Here is a 16,632-nt window from a genome sequence, read left to right as displayed (position 1 = left end):
GTCCTCGTCGGTCGTGGTGGGGGTGCCGGACGCGTCAGGCGCGGGCGACGTCCTGGTCGGCGGTGGCGTACTCGCACGCGTAGCCCGGCGGGACCCAGCGCCACCGTGCCTCGACGTCCTGCACCGCGACGCCCGCGGGTCGGTCGGCGACGCACGCGTCCGCCTGCTGGCGCACCGCCACGGTCACGTAGTAGACGACGAACACCGCGGTGAGCAGCACGGCGAGCACGGTCACGGTGCGGCGCAGCGCGGGGGAGGGGCCGCCGTCGGAGCCGTCCTCCTCGCCCGGGCGCGGGGGCACCCAGTCCCAGCTCACGCGGTCCCGGTCGTCGTGCCGGTCGTGGTGGCGGGAGCGTCGTCCGCCCCGGCGGGACGGAGCAGCACCTTGCCGGTGGTCGCCCGTCCCTCGAGCGCGCGGTGGGCGTCGGCGGCGTCGGCGAGCGGGAACGTCGCGCCGACGCGCACGTGCAGCGTGCCGCCCGCGACGGCGCCGAGCACCTCGGTCGCGCGCTCGACGAGCTCGGCACGCGTCGCCGTGTGGTCGGCGAGCTTGGGCCGCGTGAGGAACAGCGAGCCACCCGCGTTGAGGCGCTGCGGGTCGAACGGCGGGACCTGCCCGGACGAGCCGCCGTAGAGGACGAGCGTGCCGCGGCGGCGCAGCGACGCGAGCGACGCGTCGAACGTGTCCTTGCCGACCGAGTCGTACACCGCCGCGACGCCCTCGCCGCCCGTGAGCCCGCGCACGACCTCGGGCAGCTCGGCGGTGAGGTCGGCGAACGCCGTGTACTGGATCGCGTGCTCGGCGCCCGCGCCGCGGGACAGCTCCGCCTTCTCGGGGGTCGAGACCGTGGAGATCACGTGCGCGCCCCGCGCCACGAGCATCTGGGTCAGGAGCAGCCCGACGCCGCCCGCGCCCGCGTGCACGAGCACACGGTCGCCCGGACGCACGGGGTACGACGACGTGCACAGGTAGTGCGCCGTGAGCCCCTGGAGCGCGACGGCGGTCGCGTCCTCGAGCGAGACGGCGTCCGGCACGTGCAGCGCCTGCCCGGCGTCCACCACGACGAGCTCCGCGTACGACCCCGGCGCCTCGGTCCACACGACGCGGTCGCCGACGGTGAACCCCTCGACCCCCTCGCCCACCTCGGCGACGACCCCGGCCCCCTCGCTCCCGACGACGTGCGGGTACTCCATCGCGTACACGCCGGAGCGCTTGTACGTGTCGATGAAGTTCACGCCCGCCACCGCGGAGCGGACGAGGAGCTGCCCCGGGCCCGGCGACGGGTCGGGCAGCTCGGTGTACTCGAGGACCTCGGGACCGCCCGCCGCGCGGGCCACGATCGCGTGCATGGCCTCAGCCTAGGGTCGCGCGGCGGTCACGGTCGCCCTCGGTCGGCGACCTTCGCGTGCACGGACGCGAGGTGCTCGCGCGCCGCCGCCGCGGCGCGGCCGGTGTCCCGGTCGCGGACGGCGTCGAGGATCGCGTCGTGCGCGTCCTGGTCGTCCCGGTGCGTCGTGCCCGTCCGGTCGAGGTCGACCATGGCGACCATCGCGCGGCGCAGGCGCGGGACGAAGGTCGCGAAGAGCTCGGCGAGCACCGCGTTGTGCGCGGCGTCGACGACCGCCCGGTGGAACGCGAGGTCCGCGTCCACGTAGTCGACGGGCGACGCCGTCGCCGCGACCTGCCCGCGGCGGGCGAGCGCCGTCGTCATGGTGCGCAGGTCCGCGGGCGTGCGGCGCGCGGCGGCGAGCCCCGCGGCCTCCGCCTCCAGCGCGGCGCGCACCTCGAGCACGTCGGCGATCTCGCCGCGGCGCAGGACCTCGCCCCAGTCGTCGGTGGTGTCCGTCGAGACGACGTACACGCCCGAGCCCTGCCTGCTGTCGAGGACGCCGCGGCCCGCGAGCTGGCGGATCGCCTCGCGGACGGTCGATCGGCCCACGCCGAGCTCGGCGGCGAGCGCCTGCTCCCCGGGCAGCCGGTGGTCGAGGGGCCAGGCACCGGAGCGCACGCGCTCGAGCAGGAGCTCGGCGGCCTGGTCGGCCAGGGGGCGTCGCTGCAGCGCGGTCACGCAAACCTCTCAGGTTGTCTGAGGACTTGATCGGCGCTAGCGTACCCCGCATGTCCTGGACGGCGCTCCTCCTTCGGCGCCACGGCGGGGTCTGACCGGACCGGCCCCCCGCCGTGGGGGTCCGTCGTGCGCCGGTCGTCCCGCGCCCCGCCACCTCGGGGCTCCAGCCGAAGGACCGCCATGACCGTCTCCGCCACCCCCGTCCGCACGGACCGCCCCGCCGCCACGACGACGCCGTCGTGGAACCGGCAGCGCCCGTCGCCCATGCCGTCGTCCCGCTACGCCGACGTCCACGCCCGTGTCGACGTGCCCGACCTGCCCGACCGCCGCTGGCCGAACCGCCGGCTCACCCAGGCGCCGCTGTGGGTCCCCGTCGACCTGCGCGACGGCAACCAGGCGCTCGCGGAACCGATGGACCCGGCGCGCAAGCGCCGCTTCTTCGAGCTGCTCGTCGCGATGGGGTACACCGAGATCGAGGTGGGCTACCCGTCGGCGTCGCAGACCGACTTCGACTTCGTGCGCCTGCTCGCCGAGACCGACCTCGCGCCCGAGCACGTGACCGTCGTCGTGTTCACCGCCGCGCGCGCCGACCTGATCGCGCGCACGGTCGAGTCCGTGCGCGGGCTGCGCAACCCGGTCGTCGTCCACGTGTACGCCGCGACGGCGCCCGTCTGGCGGGACGTCGTGCTCGGCCGCGACCGCGAGGAGCTCGCCCGGCTGATCACCGACGCCGGGACCGAGGTGCTGCGCCACGCCGGCGACGACCCGCGCGTCCGGTTCGAGTTCTCGCCCGAGGTGTTCAACCTCACCGAGCCCGACTACGTGCTCGACGTCTGCGACCGCATGACGACGCTCTGGGACGCGACGCCCGAGCGGCCCGTCGTCCTCAACCTCCCCGCCACGGTCGAGGTCGCGACGCCCAACGTCTACGCCGACCAGATCGAGTACATGGACCGGAACCTCGCGCGGCGCGAGGGCGTGATCCTCTCGGTCCACCCGCACAACGACCGGGGCACCGGCGTCGCGTGCGCGGAGCTCGCGGTCCTCGCGGGCGCGCAGCGCGTCGAGGGGTGCCTGTTCGGCAACGGCGAGCGCACCGGGAACGTCGACCTCGTGACGCTGGGCCTCAACCTGCACGCGCAGGGCGTCGACCCGATGGTCGACTTCTCCGACCTCGACGCGATCCGTGACGTCGTCGTGGCGTGCAACCGGATCGACGTCCACCCGCGCCACCCGTACGTGGGCGACCTGGTGCACACCGCCTACTCCGGCACCCACCAGGACGCGATCCGCAAGGGGATGGCGCGGCACCGGGCCGACGCCGCGGCGGCCGGTCTCGACCCCGCGGCCGCGCCGTGGCGCGTGCCGTACCTGCCGGTCGACCCCGCGGACCTCGGGAGGTCGTACGAGGCCCTCGTGCGCGTGAACAGCCAGTCCGGGAAGGGCGGCGTCGCGTACGTGCTGCAGTCCGTCCACGGCCTGGACCTGCCCCGGGGCCTCCAGGTGGACCTCGCGCGCCGCGTCCAGGAGCACGCCGACGCCGCCGGCGCCGAGGTGACGCCCGACGTCCTCCTCACGCTGTTCGACGCGGCCTACGCGCGCCCCGGCGCCGTCGCGCCCGTCGCATGGACGAGCCGGCGCGCCGACGACGGGACGGAGCACCTCGACCTCGAGGTCACGGTCGACGGCGAGCGCGTCGCCACGTCCGGGGCGGGCACCGGCGCGGTCGACGCCCTCGTCGACGCGCTGGGCCGCCTCGGCCGCCCGGTGGAGGTCCTCTCGCTCACCCAGCAGTCCGTCGGCAGCGGGAGCGACGCGACCGCGGTGACCTACCTCGAGCACCGCGGCCCCGACGGCGGCCCGCGCTGGACCGTGGGTCGTGACGCGTCCGTCCTGGGAGCGGCCGTCCGTGCGGTCTGCGCGGCGGCGGACTGAGGCCGGGTTCGCGGGTCTGCATCGGTCTACGGCCCGCGGGGCCGGCTCCGCGGGTCTGCAGGGATCTACGGCCCGCAGGGTCGGGTCCGCGGTGGGGTCGGACCGTGCGCTCGGACTGGCGCACCGTCGCCCTGGTCTTCCGGGCGGAGGTCGAAGGAGTGCGCCTTGACGTCCTTCGCGCACGGTCCGACCCACCGCTCGTCCTGTCCCGCACCGCACGACCGTGGTCAGGCCCGGCGGTTCGGTCAGGCTCGGCCCGTCGCCTCGGTCCCGGACGTTCCGCTGAGAAGCGAGAAGTGGCCCCTCCGAGCCCCGCTCGTGGGGCTGCTTCTCGCTTGTCGTCACCGCATGTCGGCTCGGACGAGTCCGGCGGACCGGCCGCAGGGCTGGAGGCCGATGCCGATCCGCGGACGTGACCCGCGGACCGTTGACCCCACCAGCTCGACCCCGCGTACCGTGGGGCGGGACCTCCGGTCCGACCGTTGCATAAGTATGTATAGTGATGCATATGACGATCAGAGTCGCGGTCGCGGGTGCGTCCGGGTACGCGGGCGGGGAGACGCTCCGCCTGCTCGCCGGGCACCCCGAGGTGGAGATCGGCGCCGTGACGGCGCACAGCAACGCGGGCACGCTCCTCGGCGAGCACCAGCCGCACCTGCGATCCCTGGCCGACCGCGTGCTCCTGCCGACGGCGGTCGAGCACCTCGTGGGGCACGACGTCGTCGTCCTCGCGCTGCCGCACGGTGCCTCGGGCGAGATCGCGGCGCGGCTCCCCGACGACGTGCTCGTGCTCGACCTCGGCGCGGACCACCGGCTCGAGTCCGCGGCGGACTGGTCGGCGTTCTACGGCTCCGAGCACGCGGGCACGTGGCCGTACGGGCTGCCGGAGCTCCTGCTGACGAACGTGCCGGGTGCCGCGGCGACCGAGACCAGGCAGCGTGAGCGGCTCGCCGGTGCGCGGCGCGTGGCCGTCCCCGGGTGCAACGTCACGGCTGTCACGCTCGGCATCCAGCCGGGCGTCGCCGCCGGGCTCGTCGAGGGCACGGACCTCGTCGCGGTGCTCGCCAACGGGTACTCGGGCGCGGGGAAGTCGCTCAAGCCGCACCTGCTCGCGTCCGAGGCGCTCGGGTCGGCGCAGCCGTACGCCGTCGGCGGGTCGCACCGGCACATCCCGGAGATCGCGCAGAACCTGCGGGCCGCGGGGGCCCCGGCCGTGAGCATCTCGTTCACGCCGACGCTCGTGCCCATGTCGCGCGGCATCCTCGCCACGGTGACGGCGCGCCTGTCCGACGACGCCGCGCGCCTCGACCCCGCGGCGCTCGACGCGCGCGTCCGCCAGGCCTGGGAGGACGCGTACGTGGGAGAGCCGTTCGTCCGCGTGCTGCCTGCGGGGCAGTGGCCGACGACGGCGATGACCCTCGGCGCGAACACCGCGCTCGTCCAGGTCGCGGTCGACCACGCGGCGGGCCGCGTCGTCACCGTCACGGCGATCGACAACCTCGTCAAGGGCACCGCGGGCGCCGCGGTGCAGTCCATGAACATCGCGCTCGGCCTGCCGCAGACGGCGGGCCTCACGACCGAGGGGGTCGCCCCGTGACCGTCACCACCCCGCAGGGCTTCCGGGCCGCCGGCGTCGCCGCCGGGCTCAAGTCCACGGGCGCGCGCGACGTCGCGCTCGTCGTCAACGACGGGCCGCTCGACGTCGCCGCGGCCGTCCTCACGACGAACCGCGTGTTCGCGGCGCCGGTCGCCTGGACGCGCCAGGCCGTGCGCGACGGGCGCGCGACGGCCGTCGTGCTCAACTCGGGCGGCGCGAACGCGTGCACCGGGCCGGAGGGCTTCGCCGACACGCACCGCACGGCGGAGCACGTCGCCGACGTGCTCGCGACGTCGGCGGGCGACGTGCTCGTCTGCTCGACGGGCCTCATCGGCGTGCGGCTGCCCATGGACGCGCTCCTCGCGGGCGTCGACGCGGCCGCGGCGGCGCTCGCGGACCCGGTCGCCGCGGTCGATGGCGGCGGCGACGCCGCGCTCGCGATCATGACGACGGACACCGTGCCGAAGACGGTCGCGGTGGTCCGCGAGGTCACGGACGCCACCGCGACGGACGGTGCCGCGACGTGGTCCGTGGGCGGCATGGCGAAGGGTGCGGGCATGCTCGCGCCGGGCCTCGCGACCATGCTGTGCGTCCTGACGACGGACGCCGTCGTCGACGCTGCGACGGCCGACGCCGCGCTGCGGGCCGCGACCCGCACGACGTTCGACCGCGTCGACTCCGACGGCTGCATGTCGACGAACGACACCGTGATCCTGCTCGCCTCGGGCGCGTCCGGGGTCGAGGTCGGTCTCGACGCGCTCACCGACGCCGTCACCGAGGCGTGCGGGTCGCTCGCGCGCCAGCTCGTCGCCGACGCCGAGGGTGCGAGCCACGACGTCGCCGTCACCGTGGTGAACGCGTCGAGCGAGGACGCCGCGGTCGCCGTCGCGCGCGCCGTGACGCGGTCCAACCTGTTCAAGGCCGCGATCTTCGGCAACGACCCGAACTGGGGCCGCATCGTGTCCGCCGTCGGGACCGTCCCCGAGGACGTCGCGCCGTTCGACGCGCTCCTGCTCGACGTGTCGGTCAACGGCGTCCAGGTCTGCCGGGCCGGGGGAGTGGGCGAGCCCCGCGAGCTCGTCGACCTCGCGGCCGAGCGCGAGGTGCGCGTCGAGATCGACCTGCACGCCGGCTCCGCGAGCGCGACCGTCTGGACCAACGACCTCACGCACGACTACGTCCACGAGAACAGCGCGTACTCCTCATGAGCGCCCCCACCACGCCCACGCCCCACCCGGACGACGCCGCGTTCGACACCCGCACCGACCTGCGTCCCGAGCAGAAGGCCGAGGTGCTCGTCGAGGCCCTGCCGTGGCTCGAGGAGTTCGCCGGCGCGCTCGTCGTCGTCAAGTACGGCGGCAACGCCATGGTCGACGACACGCTCAAGGCCGCGTTCGCCGAGGACATGGTGTTCCTGCGCCGCGTCGGGCTGCGCCCGGTCGTCGTGCACGGCGGGGGCCCGCAGATCTCCGCGATGCTCGACCGGCTCGGCATCGAGTCCGAGTTCCGCGGGGGCCTGCGCGTCACCACGCCGGAGGCGATGGACGTCGTCCGCATGGTCCTCACCGGCCAGGTCTCGCGCGAGCTCGTCGGACTCATCAACGCGCACGGCCCGTACGCCGTCGGGCTCTCGGGCGAGGACGGCGGCCTGCTGCAGGCCCAGCGCCGGCACGCGACCGTCGACGGCGAGCCGGTCGACGTCGGGCTCGTCGGCGACGTCGTCGAGGTGCACCCGTCCGCGGTCCAGGACCTGCTCGACGCCGGCCGCATCCCCGTCGTGTCGACCATCGCCCCCGACCTCGAGGACCCGACCCAGGTGCTCAACGTCAACGCGGACACCGCCGCCGCGGCGCTCGCGGTCGCGCTCGGCGCGAAGAAGCTCGTCGTCCTGACCGACGTCGAGGGCCTGTACACGTCGTGGCCGGACCGGGGCTCGCTCGTCGCGCAGATCACGCGCTCGGAGCTGGCGGCGCTCCTGCCGTCGCTCTCGGCGGGCATGGTCCCCAAGATGGAGGCGTGCCTGCGCGCCGTCGAGGGCGGGGTCCCCGCGGCGACGGTCATCGACGGCCGCGTGCCGCACTCGACGCTGCTCGAGGTCTTCACCACCCAGGGCAACGGGACGATGGTCGTCCCCGACGCCGCGGGCGCGCCGGCGCCCGCGCTCACCACGACCGCCGGAGGGGCCGCGTGAACGCGCTCGACCACCCGACGGGCGCGCCCGCGCCCGCACCGACGACCACCGTGACGGCCCCGGCCGACGGCTCCGTCGCGCAGTGGACCGACCGCTACACCCACGCGGTCATGGACACGTTCGGCCCGCCGCAGCGCGTCCTCGTGCGCGGCGAGGGCGCGTACGTGTGGGACGCCGACGGGAAGCGGTACCTCGACCTGCTCGCGGGCATCGCGGTCAACGCGCTCGGCCACGCCCACCCGACGCTCACGGCCGCCGTCTCGGCCCAGCTCGGCACGCTCGGGCACGTGTCGAACTTCTTCGGCACCCCGACGCAGATCGCGCTCGCCGAGCGCCTGCTCGCGCTCGCGGAGGCGCCCGAGGGGTCGCGCGTGTTCTTCACGAACTCGGGCACCGAGGCGAACGAGGCGGCGTTCAAGATGACCCGTCGTACGGGCCGGACCCGGGTCCTCGCGCTCCAGGGCGGCTTCCACGGTCGGACGATGGGCGCGCTCGCGCTGACGTCGAAGGCCGCGTACCGCGAGCCGTTCGAGCCGCTCCCGGGCGGCGTCGAGTTCGTCGCGTTCGACGACGTCGCCGCGCTCGAGGAAGCCTTCTCGCCCGCGGCGGTGGCGGCCCGCGGCGAGGTCGCCGCGCTCGTCGTCGAGCCCGTGCAGGGCGAGGCCGGCGTGCGCGCGCTCTCGCCGGGCTACCTCGTCGCCGCGCGCGAGCTCACCGCGCGCCACGGCGCGCTGCTCGTCCTCGACGAGGTGCAGACCGGCGTCGGGCGCACCGGCTCGTGGTTCGCCTACCAGCAGCCGGAGGTGGGCGGCGGCGTCGTGCCCGACGTCGTCACGCTCGCCAAGGGCCTCGGCGGCGGGTTCCCCGTCGGTGCGGTGGTCGCGTACGGCGAGCGCGCGGCGACGCTGCTGGGCCGCGGCCAGCACGGGACGACGTTCGGCGGCAACCCCGTGGCGGCCGCGGCGGCGCTCGCGACGCTCGGGGTGATCGAGCGCGACGGGCTCCTCGAGAACGTGCGGGCCGTCGGGGCGCTCCTGCGTGACGGCATCGCCGCGGCCGGGAACCCGCTCGTCGCGGGCGTTCGGGGCCGCGGGCTCCTGCTCGCCGTGCAGCTCACGCGGCCCGTCGCGGCCGACGTCGCGCGCACGGCGCTCGACGCGGGCTTCGTCGTCAACGCCGTCGCGCCCGACGCGATCCGGCTCGCGCCGCCTCTCGTCCTCACGCCCGACCAGGCGCGCGACGTCGTCGCGTTCTTCGCCGCGGTCGCGGTCCCCGAGGACCCCGCCGCCCCGGCCGGCGCACCCACCACCCCCACGACCGACCCCACGACGAGGAGCTCCTGATGGCCCCCCGGCACTTCCTGCGCGACGACGACCTCACGCCCGCCGAGCAGCGTCAGGTCCTCGAGATCGGCCTCGCGTTCCGCGACGACCGCACGTTCCGCCAGCCGCTCGCCGGGCCGCAGGGCGTGGCCGTCCTGTTCGACAAGCCGACGCTGCGCACGCAGCTCTCGTTCGCGACGGGCATCGCCGAGCTCGGCGGCTTCCCGGTCGTCGTGGACGGCCGGCTCGCCCAGGTCGGGGTGCGCGAGTCCGTCGCGGACGTCACGCGCGTCCTCGACCGGCAGGCGTCCGCCATCGTGTGGCGCACGTTCGGCCAGGACCGGATCGAGGAGATGGCGGCGATCAGCCGGGTCCCGGTCGTCAACGCGCTCACCGACGACTTCCACCCGTGCCAGATCCTCGCGGACCTCCTGACGATCGCCCAGCTCCGCGGCGGGACGGGCGCGCTCGCGGGCCAGACGCTCGCGTACGTCGGCGACGGCGCGAACAACATGGCGCACTCCTACCTGCTCGGCGGCGCGACCGCGGGCCTGCACGTGCGGGTCGGCACGCCGGACGGGTACCCGCCGCACCCGGTCTTCGTCGCGGACGCCGAGCGGATCGCGGCCGAGACCGGCGGCTCGGTGCTCGTCACGGCCGACCCCGTCGAGGCCGTCGCGGGGGCGGACGTCGTCGCGACCGACACGTGGGTGTCCATGGGCGACGAGGCGGAGGCCGAGGACCGCGCCCTGCCGTTCGTGCCGTACCAGGTGAACGACGAGCTCCTCGCGCACGCCAAGCCCGACGCGATCGTGCTGCACTGCCTGCCCGCCTACCGGGGCAAGGAGATCACCGCCGAGGTGATCGACGGCCCCCGCTCGGCGGTGTGGGACGAGGCGGAGAACCGGCTGCACGCGCAGAAGGCGCTGCTCACGTTCCTCCTGGAGCGGTCGTGACCGAGGCCCGCACGGCGACGACGAAGACGGCGCGCCACGCGCGCATCGCCGAGATCGTGCGCCGCACCGAGATCCACTCCCAGGCGGAGCTCGCGCGCGAGCTCGAGCGCGAGGGCCTGTCGGTGACCCAGGCGACGCTGTCGCGCGACCTCATCGAGCTGCGCGCGGAGAAGGTGCGCGGCGCCTCGGGCGCGCTCGTGTACGCGGTGCCGGGGGAGGGCGGGGACCGCAGCGTGCAGACCGCGGAGTCGCCCGAGTACCTCGCGGCCCGGCTCGCGCGCCTGTGCTCGGAGATGCTCGTGTCCGCCGAGGCGTCCGCGAACCTCGTCGTGCTGCGCACGCCCCCCGGTGCTGCGAACTACCTCGCGTCGGCGATCGACCACTCCGTGCTCCCGCACGTGCTCGGCTGCATCGCGGGCGACGACACGATCCTCGTCATCGCGCGCGACCCCGACGGCGGCGCGGACCTCGCGCGGCGCTTCCTCGAGCTCTCCGGACCCCACGGCGGGCCCGTCCCCGGCACGCCGGACTGACCGCCGTCGGCCCACGCCCCGCGCGGCCGCGGCGCCCTGCGAGACTGGACCCCGACCCCACCCGCACGTCACAGAAAGAGACCGTCATGACTGAACGCGTCGTGCTCGCCTACTCGGGCGGCCTGGACACGTCGGTGGCCATCGGCTGGATCGCCGAGGCCACGGGCGCCGAGGTCGTCGCCGTCGCGGTCGACGTCGGCCAGGGCGGGGAGGACCTCGAGGTCATCCGGCAGCGTGCCCTGGACTGCGGCGCCGTCGAGGCGTACGTCGCCGACGCGCGCGACGAGTTCGCGGCGGAGTACTGCATGCCCGCGCTGCGCGCGAACGCCCTGTACCTCGACCGGTACCCGCTCGTCTCGGCGCTGTCGCGCCCGGTCATCGTCAAGCACCTCGTGCGCGCGGCGCGCCAGTTCGGCGCGACGACCGTCGCGCACGGCTGCACGGGCAAGGGCAACGACCAGGTGCGCTTCGAGGTCGCGACGACGTCCCTCGCGCCCGAGCTCAAGACGATCGCGCCCGTGCGCGACCTCGCGCTGACGCGCGAGAAGGCCATCGAGTACGCGGAGAAGCACGCGCTGCCCATCGCCACGACGAAGCACAACCCGTTCTCGATCGACCAGAACGTGTGGGGGCGCGCGGTCGAGACCGGCTTCCTCGAGGACATCTGGAACGCGCCGACCAAGGACGTCTACAACTACACCGACGACCCCACGTTCCCGCCGGTCGCGGACGAGGTCGTCGTGACGTTCGAGCAGGGCGTGCCGGTCGCGCTCGACGGCGTCGCGGTGACCCCGCTGCAGGCGATCCAGGAGATGAACCGCCGCGCAGGCGCCCAGGGCGTCGGGCGGATCGACATCGTCGAGGACCGCCTCGTGGGCATCAAGTCGCGCGAGGTCTACGAGGCGCCGGGCGCGATCGCCCTCATCGCCGCGCACCAGGAGCTCGAGAACGTCACCCTCGAGCGCGAGCAGGCCCGCTTCAAGCGCGGCGTCGAGCAGCGCTGGACCGAGCTCGTCTACGACGGCATGTGGTTCAGCCCGCTCAAGCGCTCGCTCGACGTGTTCGTCGACGACACCCAGCGCTACGTGTCCGGCGACGTGCGCCTCGTGCTGCACGGCGGGCGCGCGACCGTCACGGGCCGGCGCTCGGACGCGAGCCTCTACGACTTCAACCTCGCGACGTACGACGAGGGCGACTCGTTCGACCAGTCGCAGGCCAAGGGATTCATCGAGATCTACGGTCTCACCGCGAAGCTCGCCGCCGCGCGCGACGAGAAGTTCGGCAACGGTGTGGACCTCGGGACGGGAGCGCTGTGAGCACGCACGACGACCAGGACGGCACCGCCGTCGAGCCGACCGAGACGGCGCGCGTCAGCCTGTGGGGCGGCCGGTTCGCGGGCGGCCCCGCCGACGCGCTGGCCGCGCTGAGCAAGTCCACGCACTTCGACTGGCGCCTCGCGGGCCAGGACGTCGCGGGCTCGAAGGCCCACGCGAAGGTCCTGCACGCGGCCGGCCTGCTCGACGACGACGAGCTCGACGGCATGCTCGCCGCGCTCGAGCGCCTGCGCGAGGACGTCGCGTCGGGCGCGTTCGTCGCGGCCGACGACGACGAGGACGTGCACACCGCGCTGGAGCGCGGGCTCATCGAGCGGGCCGGGCCCGAGCTCGGCGGCAAGCTGCGCGCGGGCCGGTCGCGCAACGACCAGATCGCGACGCTCACGCGCATGTACCTGCGCGACGAGGCGCGCACGATCGCGCGACTCGTGCTCGACGTCGTCGACGCGCTCATCGAGCAGGCCGCCGCGCACCCGGGCGCGGCCATGCCCGGCCGCACGCACCTCCAGCACGCCCAGCCGGTCCTCCTCGCGCACCACCTGCTCGCCCACGCGTGGCCGCTGCTGCGCGACGTCGACCGGTTCATCGACTGGGACGTGCGCGCCGCGCGCTCGCCGTACGGGTCGGGGGCGCTCGCGGGCTCGTCGCTGGGCCTGGACCCGGCGGCGGTCGCCGCCGAGCTCGGGTTCGACGGCCCGGTCGAGAACTCGATCGACGGCACCGCGTCGCGCGACGTCGTCGCGGAGTTCGCGTTCGTCGCCGCGATGCTCGGGGTCGACCTCTCGCGCCTCGCGGAGGAGGTCATCCTCTGGGCGACGAAGGAGTTCGGCTTCGTGCGCCTGCACGACTCCTACTCCACGGGGTCGAGCATCATGCCCCAGAAGAAGAACCCGGACGTCGCCGAGCTCGCGCGCGGCAAGGCGGGCCGCCTCATCGGCGACCTGGCGGGCCTGCTCGCGACGCTCAAGGGCCTGCCGCTCGCGTACAACCGCGACCTCCAGGAGGACAAGGAGCCGGTGTTCGACCAGGTCGACACGCTCGAGGTGCTCCTGCCCGCGTTCTCCGGCATGGTCGCGACCCTCGAGTTCGACACCGACCGCATGGCGTCGCTCGCGCCGCAGGGGTTCTCGCTCGCGACGGACGTCGCCGAGTGGCTCGTGCGCGAGGGCGTGCCGTTCCGCGTCGCGCACGAGGTCGCCGGCGCGTGCGTGCGCACGTGCGAGGAGCGCGGCATCGAGCTGTGGGACCTCTCGGACGACGACCTCGCGTCGATCTCCGAGCACCTCACGCCGGGCGTGCGCGACGTGCTGAGCGTCGAGGGCTCCCTCGCGTCGCGCGACGCCGTGGGCGGCACCGCCCCGGTGCGGGTCGCCGAGCAGCTCGAGGCCGCGAAGGAGCGCTCGGCCGAGTACCGCTTCTGGGCCCAGGACTGACGGTGCCCCGGCTCGCGGTGCGGCACGCGTGCCCGGCGGCGCGGGCGTGAGCGTCGGTCCGGACGTCCTCGCCGAGCTCGTCCGCCGGGTGCGCGACGCCGTCCCGCGCCTCGGTCCGCCCGGCCCGGACGCGGTCGCCGCGGGGGAGCGGACGGCGTCGGGCACGTGCCTCGTCGTGGTGGACGGGCCCGCGGGCTCGGGCAAGACGACGCTCGCCGCCCAGCTCGAGGCCGCGCTGCCCGCCCAGGTGCTCCACATGGACGACCTCTACGAGGGCTGGCGCGGGCTCGAGCCCGCCTGGGCACGGCTCCACGCGTGGGTGCTGACGCCGCTCGCCGCGGGCCGGGCCGGGCGGTACCGCCGGTACGACTGGCACCTCGACCGCTTCGCCGAGTGGCACGACGTCCCGGCCGCGCCGTACCTCGTGGTCGAGGGCTGCGGGGCGGGGCGGCGCGCGGCCGACGAGGTCGCGGCGCTGCGCGTGTGGGTGGAGGCGCCGGACGACGTCCGGCTCCGGCGCGGCCTCGACCGGGACGGCGAGGACCAGCGTGACCACTGGCTCGCCTGGATGGTCGCGGAGCGCGAGCACTACCGCCGCAACGCCACGCGCGAGCGCGCGGACGTCGTCCTCGACGGGTGGGGTCGGCTCGTGCGCACCGGGCGGACGGCGCCCGGCCCGGGCCCGACCGCGCTCGACCCGGACGTGGGCGGCGAGGCGTAGATTGCCCGGGACGGGAGGTGGTGGCATGCCGGCGGAGGCCTGGACGGACACGGCGACGGACACTGCGGGGAACGCGGCGACGGGCATCGCGGCGGGTGCCGCGACCGGGACGAGCGAGGCCGGGGGCGCGCGCGTCGTCGGGCCGTGGGACGCCCCGGCGCGCGGCTGGTACGCGCGCGACGTGCACGAGGTCGCGCGCGACCTCCTGGGCGCCCTGCTCACGCGGCGCAGCGCCGCGGGCGACGTCACGCTGCGGATCACCGAGGTCGAGGCGTACGACGGCGAGCGCGACCCGGGCTCCCACGCCTTCCGCGGGCGCACGGAGCGCAACCGCGCCATGTTCGGCGAGCCGGGCCGCCTCTACGTCTACCGCCACCTGGGTCTGCACCACTGCGTCAACGTCGTGTGCGGGCCGGTGGGCCGCGCGTCCGCCGTCCTGCTGAGGGCCGGGGAGGTGACCGACGGCGTCGGGCTCGCCCGGTCCCGCCGGGCCGCCGCGGGCCGGTGCGACTCCGACCGCCAGATCGCGCGCGGCCCGGCGCGTCTCGCGGTCGCGCTCGACCTCGACCTGCGCCACTACGGCGCGGAGCTGACGGACCCGGACGGCGAGCTCGTGCTGCACCGGGCGACGGACGGGCCGCACCGGCCGCCGATCGCCACGGGACCGCGCGTCGGCGTGTCGGGCGACGGCGGGGACGGCGAGCTGTACCCCTGGCGCTCCTGGCTCGCGGGGGACCCGACGGTGTCCGCCTACCGCCGCGTGAGCGCGCGCTCCCGCTGAGCCGGGGCCGTCGACCCGCGGCGTCACGGTCCGGCGCCGCCCGCGAGGTGGGCGGTGGCCGGGCGACGGCGTCCGGCACGGCAGACTAGGACCCGCGGCCCGGACGGGGCCGCACCCTCGTGCCCGCACGGCGGGCACTCGACGAAGGAGCAGAAGTGAGCGACGTTCTCGACGAGCTGCAATGGCGGGGCCTGGTGGCGCAGTCCACCGACGAGGCCGCGCTGCGCGCCGCGCTGGCCGAGGGCCCGATCACCTATTACTGCGGCTTCGACCCGACGGCGCCGAGCCTGCACCACGGCCACCTGGTCCAGCTCCTCCTGCTGCGCCACCTCCAGCTCGCCGGCCACCGGCCGATCGCGCTCGTGGGCGGCGCGACGGGCATGATCGGCGACCCGCGCCAGTCGGGGGAGCGGGTGCTCAACTCGAAGGAGACGGTCGCCGACTGGACCGAGCGCCTGCGCGGCCAGGTCTCGCGCTTCCTGGACTTCGAGGGGGAGAACGCGGCGCGCGTCGTCAACAACCTCGACTGGATCTCGGAGATGTCGGCGATCGACTTCCTGCGCGACGTGGGCAAGCACTACCGCCTCGGCACGATGCTCGCCAAGGACACGGTGGCGCGCCGCCTGAGCTCGGACGAGGGCATCAGCTTCACGGAGTTCAGCTACCAGATCCTCCAGGGCATCGACTTCCACGAGCTCTACCTGCGCCACGGGGTCACGCTGCAGACGGGCGGGAACGACCAGTGGGGCAACCTGCTCTCGGGCGTCGACCTCATCCGTCGGACGGAGGGCGCGTCGGTGCACGTCATGACGACGCCGCTCATCACGAAGGCCGACGGCACGAAGTTCGGCAAGACCGAGGGCGGCGCGGTCTGGCTCGACGCCGACATGATGAGCCCGTACGCGTTCTACCAGTTCTGGCTCAACGCGGCGGACGACGACGTCGTGCGGTTCCTGAAGATCTTCACCTTCCGCTCGCGCGAGGAGATCGCGGAGCTCGAGGCCGCGGTCCGGGAGCGGCCGGGGGCACGGGAGGCGCAGCGCACGCTCGCCGCCGACGTGACGACCCTCGTGCACGGGGCGGCGGCGACCGACGCGGTCATCGCGGCGAGCCAGGCGCTCTTCGGGCGTGGCGAGCTCGACGCCCTCGACGAGCGCACGCTCGAGGCGGCGGTCGCCGAGCTGCCGCGCGCGACGGCGCAGGTCGGCGACCCGGTCGTCGACCTCCTGGTGGCGTCGGGCCTCGTCGCGTCGAAGGGGGCGGCGCGCCGGGCGGTCGCGGAGGGCGGCGCGTACGTCAACAACGTCAAGGTCACCGGTGAGGACACGACGCTCGGGGCCGACGACCTGCTGCACGGACGGTTCGCGCTGCTGCGCCGGGGCAAGAAGACCCTCGGGGTCGCCGTCGCCGGCTGATCCGGAGGGCGAGGGACAGGAGGGGCCGGGCCGCGTCGAGCGGTGCCGGCCCCTCCTGCGTCGGGTCCCGCGAGGGCGGCACGGAGCGGATTTGGCACTCCCGCGGAGCGCGTGTAGTGTTCTCGACGTTCGCCCGGCAGGGAGGAACGGACACCGGGTCTCGATCATCCGAGACGGTGGCTGGTCCCCCGGGCGGTCCCCTCGAAGATCGACAGGGTGCTTCGCGCGCCCTGAGGATGTTCGAGGCTGCTGGCTCCACGGCCGGCCCTCCGAGCTCGGAACACCGAGTTGGAAGGGACACCGAGGATCTGGTAGATTAGAGAAGTTGCCCCAAGCGAGGTTCTG

At 75.0% G+C, this 16,632-nt stretch carries 15 protein-coding genes; 12 read left to right on the top strand and 3 right to left on the bottom strand.

Annotated features, from left to right (window positions below):
- Positions 1-34 precede the first annotated feature (34 nt).
- The 3 genes from ACPCUX_RS18390 to ACPCUX_RS18380 are packed head-to-tail and all read right to left on the bottom strand — an operon-like array spanning position 35 to position 2,069.
- Positions 35-316 (bottom strand): hypothetical protein, encoded by a 282-nt coding sequence (locus ACPCUX_RS18390; RefSeq protein ID WP_076406572.1) that lies wholly within the window; start codon positions 314-316, stop codon positions 35-37.
- Positions 313-1,350: a quinone oxidoreductase family protein gene (locus ACPCUX_RS18385; protein WP_423389358.1), complete on the bottom strand. Its 1,038-nt coding sequence runs from the start codon at positions 1,348-1,350 to the stop codon at positions 313-315. Before ACPCUX_RS18385 ends, ACPCUX_RS18390 begins: the two co-directional genes overlap by 4 nt.
- 26 nt (positions 1,351-1,376) lie before the next feature.
- The gene (locus tag ACPCUX_RS18380; protein WP_157446639.1) at positions 1,377-2,069 is read right to left on the bottom strand and encodes a FadR/GntR family transcriptional regulator; all 693 of its coding nucleotides are present in this window, start codon (positions 2,067-2,069) and stop codon (positions 1,377-1,379) included.
- Between the two features lie 180 nt (positions 2,070-2,249).
- On the opposite strand from ACPCUX_RS18380, the gene ACPCUX_RS18375 reads away from it, so the two are divergent.
- The 12 genes from ACPCUX_RS18375 (at position 2,250) to tyrS (ending at position 16,287) form a co-directional block, all read left to right on the top strand.
- On the top strand, positions 2,250-4,004 hold the full coding sequence (locus ACPCUX_RS18375; RefSeq protein WP_423389357.1) for a 2-isopropylmalate synthase: 1,755 nt from the start codon (positions 2,250-2,252) through the stop codon (positions 4,002-4,004).
- Positions 4,005-4,506: 502 nt separating this feature from the next.
- A complete protein-coding gene (argC, locus tag ACPCUX_RS18370; RefSeq protein ID WP_423389356.1) occupies positions 4,507-5,601 on the top strand; it encodes an N-acetyl-gamma-glutamyl-phosphate reductase in 1,095 nt (364 codons plus the stop codon).
- Positions 5,598-6,809, top strand: a complete 1,212-nt coding sequence (argJ, locus tag ACPCUX_RS18365) for a bifunctional glutamate N-acetyltransferase/amino-acid acetyltransferase ArgJ (RefSeq protein WP_144682941.1) — start codon at positions 5,598-5,600, stop codon at positions 6,807-6,809. The genes argC and argJ overlap by 4 nt, the downstream gene beginning before the upstream one ends.
- Positions 6,806-7,792, top strand: coding sequence for an acetylglutamate kinase (gene argB, locus ACPCUX_RS18360; RefSeq protein ID WP_114553398.1), 987 nt, complete (start codon positions 6,806-6,808; stop codon positions 7,790-7,792). The genes argJ and argB overlap by 4 nt, the downstream gene beginning before the upstream one ends.
- Before the next feature lie 110 nt (positions 7,793-7,902).
- Positions 7,903-9,135, top strand: a complete 1,233-nt coding sequence (locus tag ACPCUX_RS18355; RefSeq protein WP_423389362.1) for an acetylornithine transaminase — start codon at positions 7,903-7,905, stop codon at positions 9,133-9,135.
- Positions 9,135-10,070, top strand: coding sequence for an ornithine carbamoyltransferase (argF, locus tag ACPCUX_RS18350; protein ID WP_114553706.1), 936 nt, complete (start codon positions 9,135-9,137; stop codon positions 10,068-10,070). Before ACPCUX_RS18355 ends, argF begins: the two co-directional genes overlap by 1 nt.
- The gene (locus tag ACPCUX_RS18345; protein ID WP_043655538.1) at positions 10,067-10,603 is read left to right on the top strand and encodes an arginine repressor; all 537 of its coding nucleotides are present in this window, start codon (positions 10,067-10,069) and stop codon (positions 10,601-10,603) included. Before argF ends, ACPCUX_RS18345 begins: the two co-directional genes overlap by 4 nt.
- Positions 10,604-10,689: 86 nt before the next feature.
- The gene (locus tag ACPCUX_RS18340) at positions 10,690-11,919 is read left to right on the top strand and encodes an argininosuccinate synthase (RefSeq protein WP_043655541.1); all 1,230 of its coding nucleotides are present in this window, start codon (positions 10,690-10,692) and stop codon (positions 11,917-11,919) included.
- Complete coding sequence (gene argH / locus ACPCUX_RS18335; protein ID WP_415298594.1) at positions 11,916-13,370, top strand: argininosuccinate lyase; 1,455 nt, start codon at positions 11,916-11,918, stop codon at positions 13,368-13,370. The genes ACPCUX_RS18340 and argH overlap by 4 nt, the downstream gene beginning before the upstream one ends.
- Before the next feature lie 46 nt (positions 13,371-13,416).
- Positions 13,417-14,091: a uridine kinase family protein gene (locus ACPCUX_RS18330; RefSeq protein ID WP_423389355.1), complete on the top strand. Its 675-nt coding sequence runs from the start codon at positions 13,417-13,419 to the stop codon at positions 14,089-14,091.
- Positions 14,092-14,116: 25 nt separating this feature from the next.
- Positions 14,117-14,872, top strand: coding sequence for a DNA-3-methyladenine glycosylase (locus ACPCUX_RS18325; RefSeq protein WP_423389354.1), 756 nt, complete (start codon positions 14,117-14,119; stop codon positions 14,870-14,872).
- Positions 14,873-15,027: 155 nt separating this feature from the next.
- Complete coding sequence (gene tyrS, locus ACPCUX_RS18320) at positions 15,028-16,287, top strand: tyrosine--tRNA ligase (RefSeq protein WP_415298598.1); 1,260 nt, start codon at positions 15,028-15,030, stop codon at positions 16,285-16,287.
- The last annotated feature ends 345 nt before the right edge of the window (positions 16,288-16,632 follow it).

It is taken from the genome of Cellulosimicrobium sp. AB352 (assembly GCF_049538415.1).
GTDB lineage: Bacteria > Actinomycetota > Actinomycetes > Actinomycetales > Cellulomonadaceae > Cellulosimicrobium > Cellulosimicrobium funkei.
The sequence above is the reverse complement of the archived record's forward strand: the minus strand, read 5'-3'. Positions and strand labels throughout refer to the sequence as shown.

What these genes read in the sequence shown, in the direction of transcription:
- ACPCUX_RS18385 (WP_423389358.1), bottom strand. Translation starts at nt 1,350, where the DNA reads ATGCACGCGATCGTGGCCCGCGCGGCGGGCGGTCCCGAGGTCCTCGAG.
- ACPCUX_RS18375 (WP_423389357.1), top strand. Translation starts at nt 2,250, where the DNA reads ATGACCGTCTCCGCCACCCCCGTCCGCACGGACCGCCCCGCCGCCACG.
- ACPCUX_RS18325 (WP_423389354.1), top strand. Translation starts at nt 14,117, where the DNA reads ATGCCGGCGGAGGCCTGGACGGACACGGCGACGGACACTGCGGGGAAC.
- ACPCUX_RS18340 (WP_043655541.1), top strand. Translation starts at nt 10,690, where the DNA reads ATGACTGAACGCGTCGTGCTCGCCTACTCGGGCGGCCTGGACACGTCG.
- argB (WP_114553398.1), top strand. Translation starts at nt 6,806, where the DNA reads ATGAGCGCCCCCACCACGCCCACGCCCCACCCGGACGACGCCGCGTTC.
- argC (WP_423389356.1), top strand. Translation starts at nt 4,507, where the DNA reads ATGCATATGACGATCAGAGTCGCGGTCGCGGGTGCGTCCGGGTACGCG.
- ACPCUX_RS18355 (WP_423389362.1), top strand. Translation starts at nt 7,903, where the DNA reads ATGGACACGTTCGGCCCGCCGCAGCGCGTCCTCGTGCGCGGCGAGGGC.
- argF (WP_114553706.1), top strand. Translation starts at nt 9,135, where the DNA reads ATGGCCCCCCGGCACTTCCTGCGCGACGACGACCTCACGCCCGCCGAG.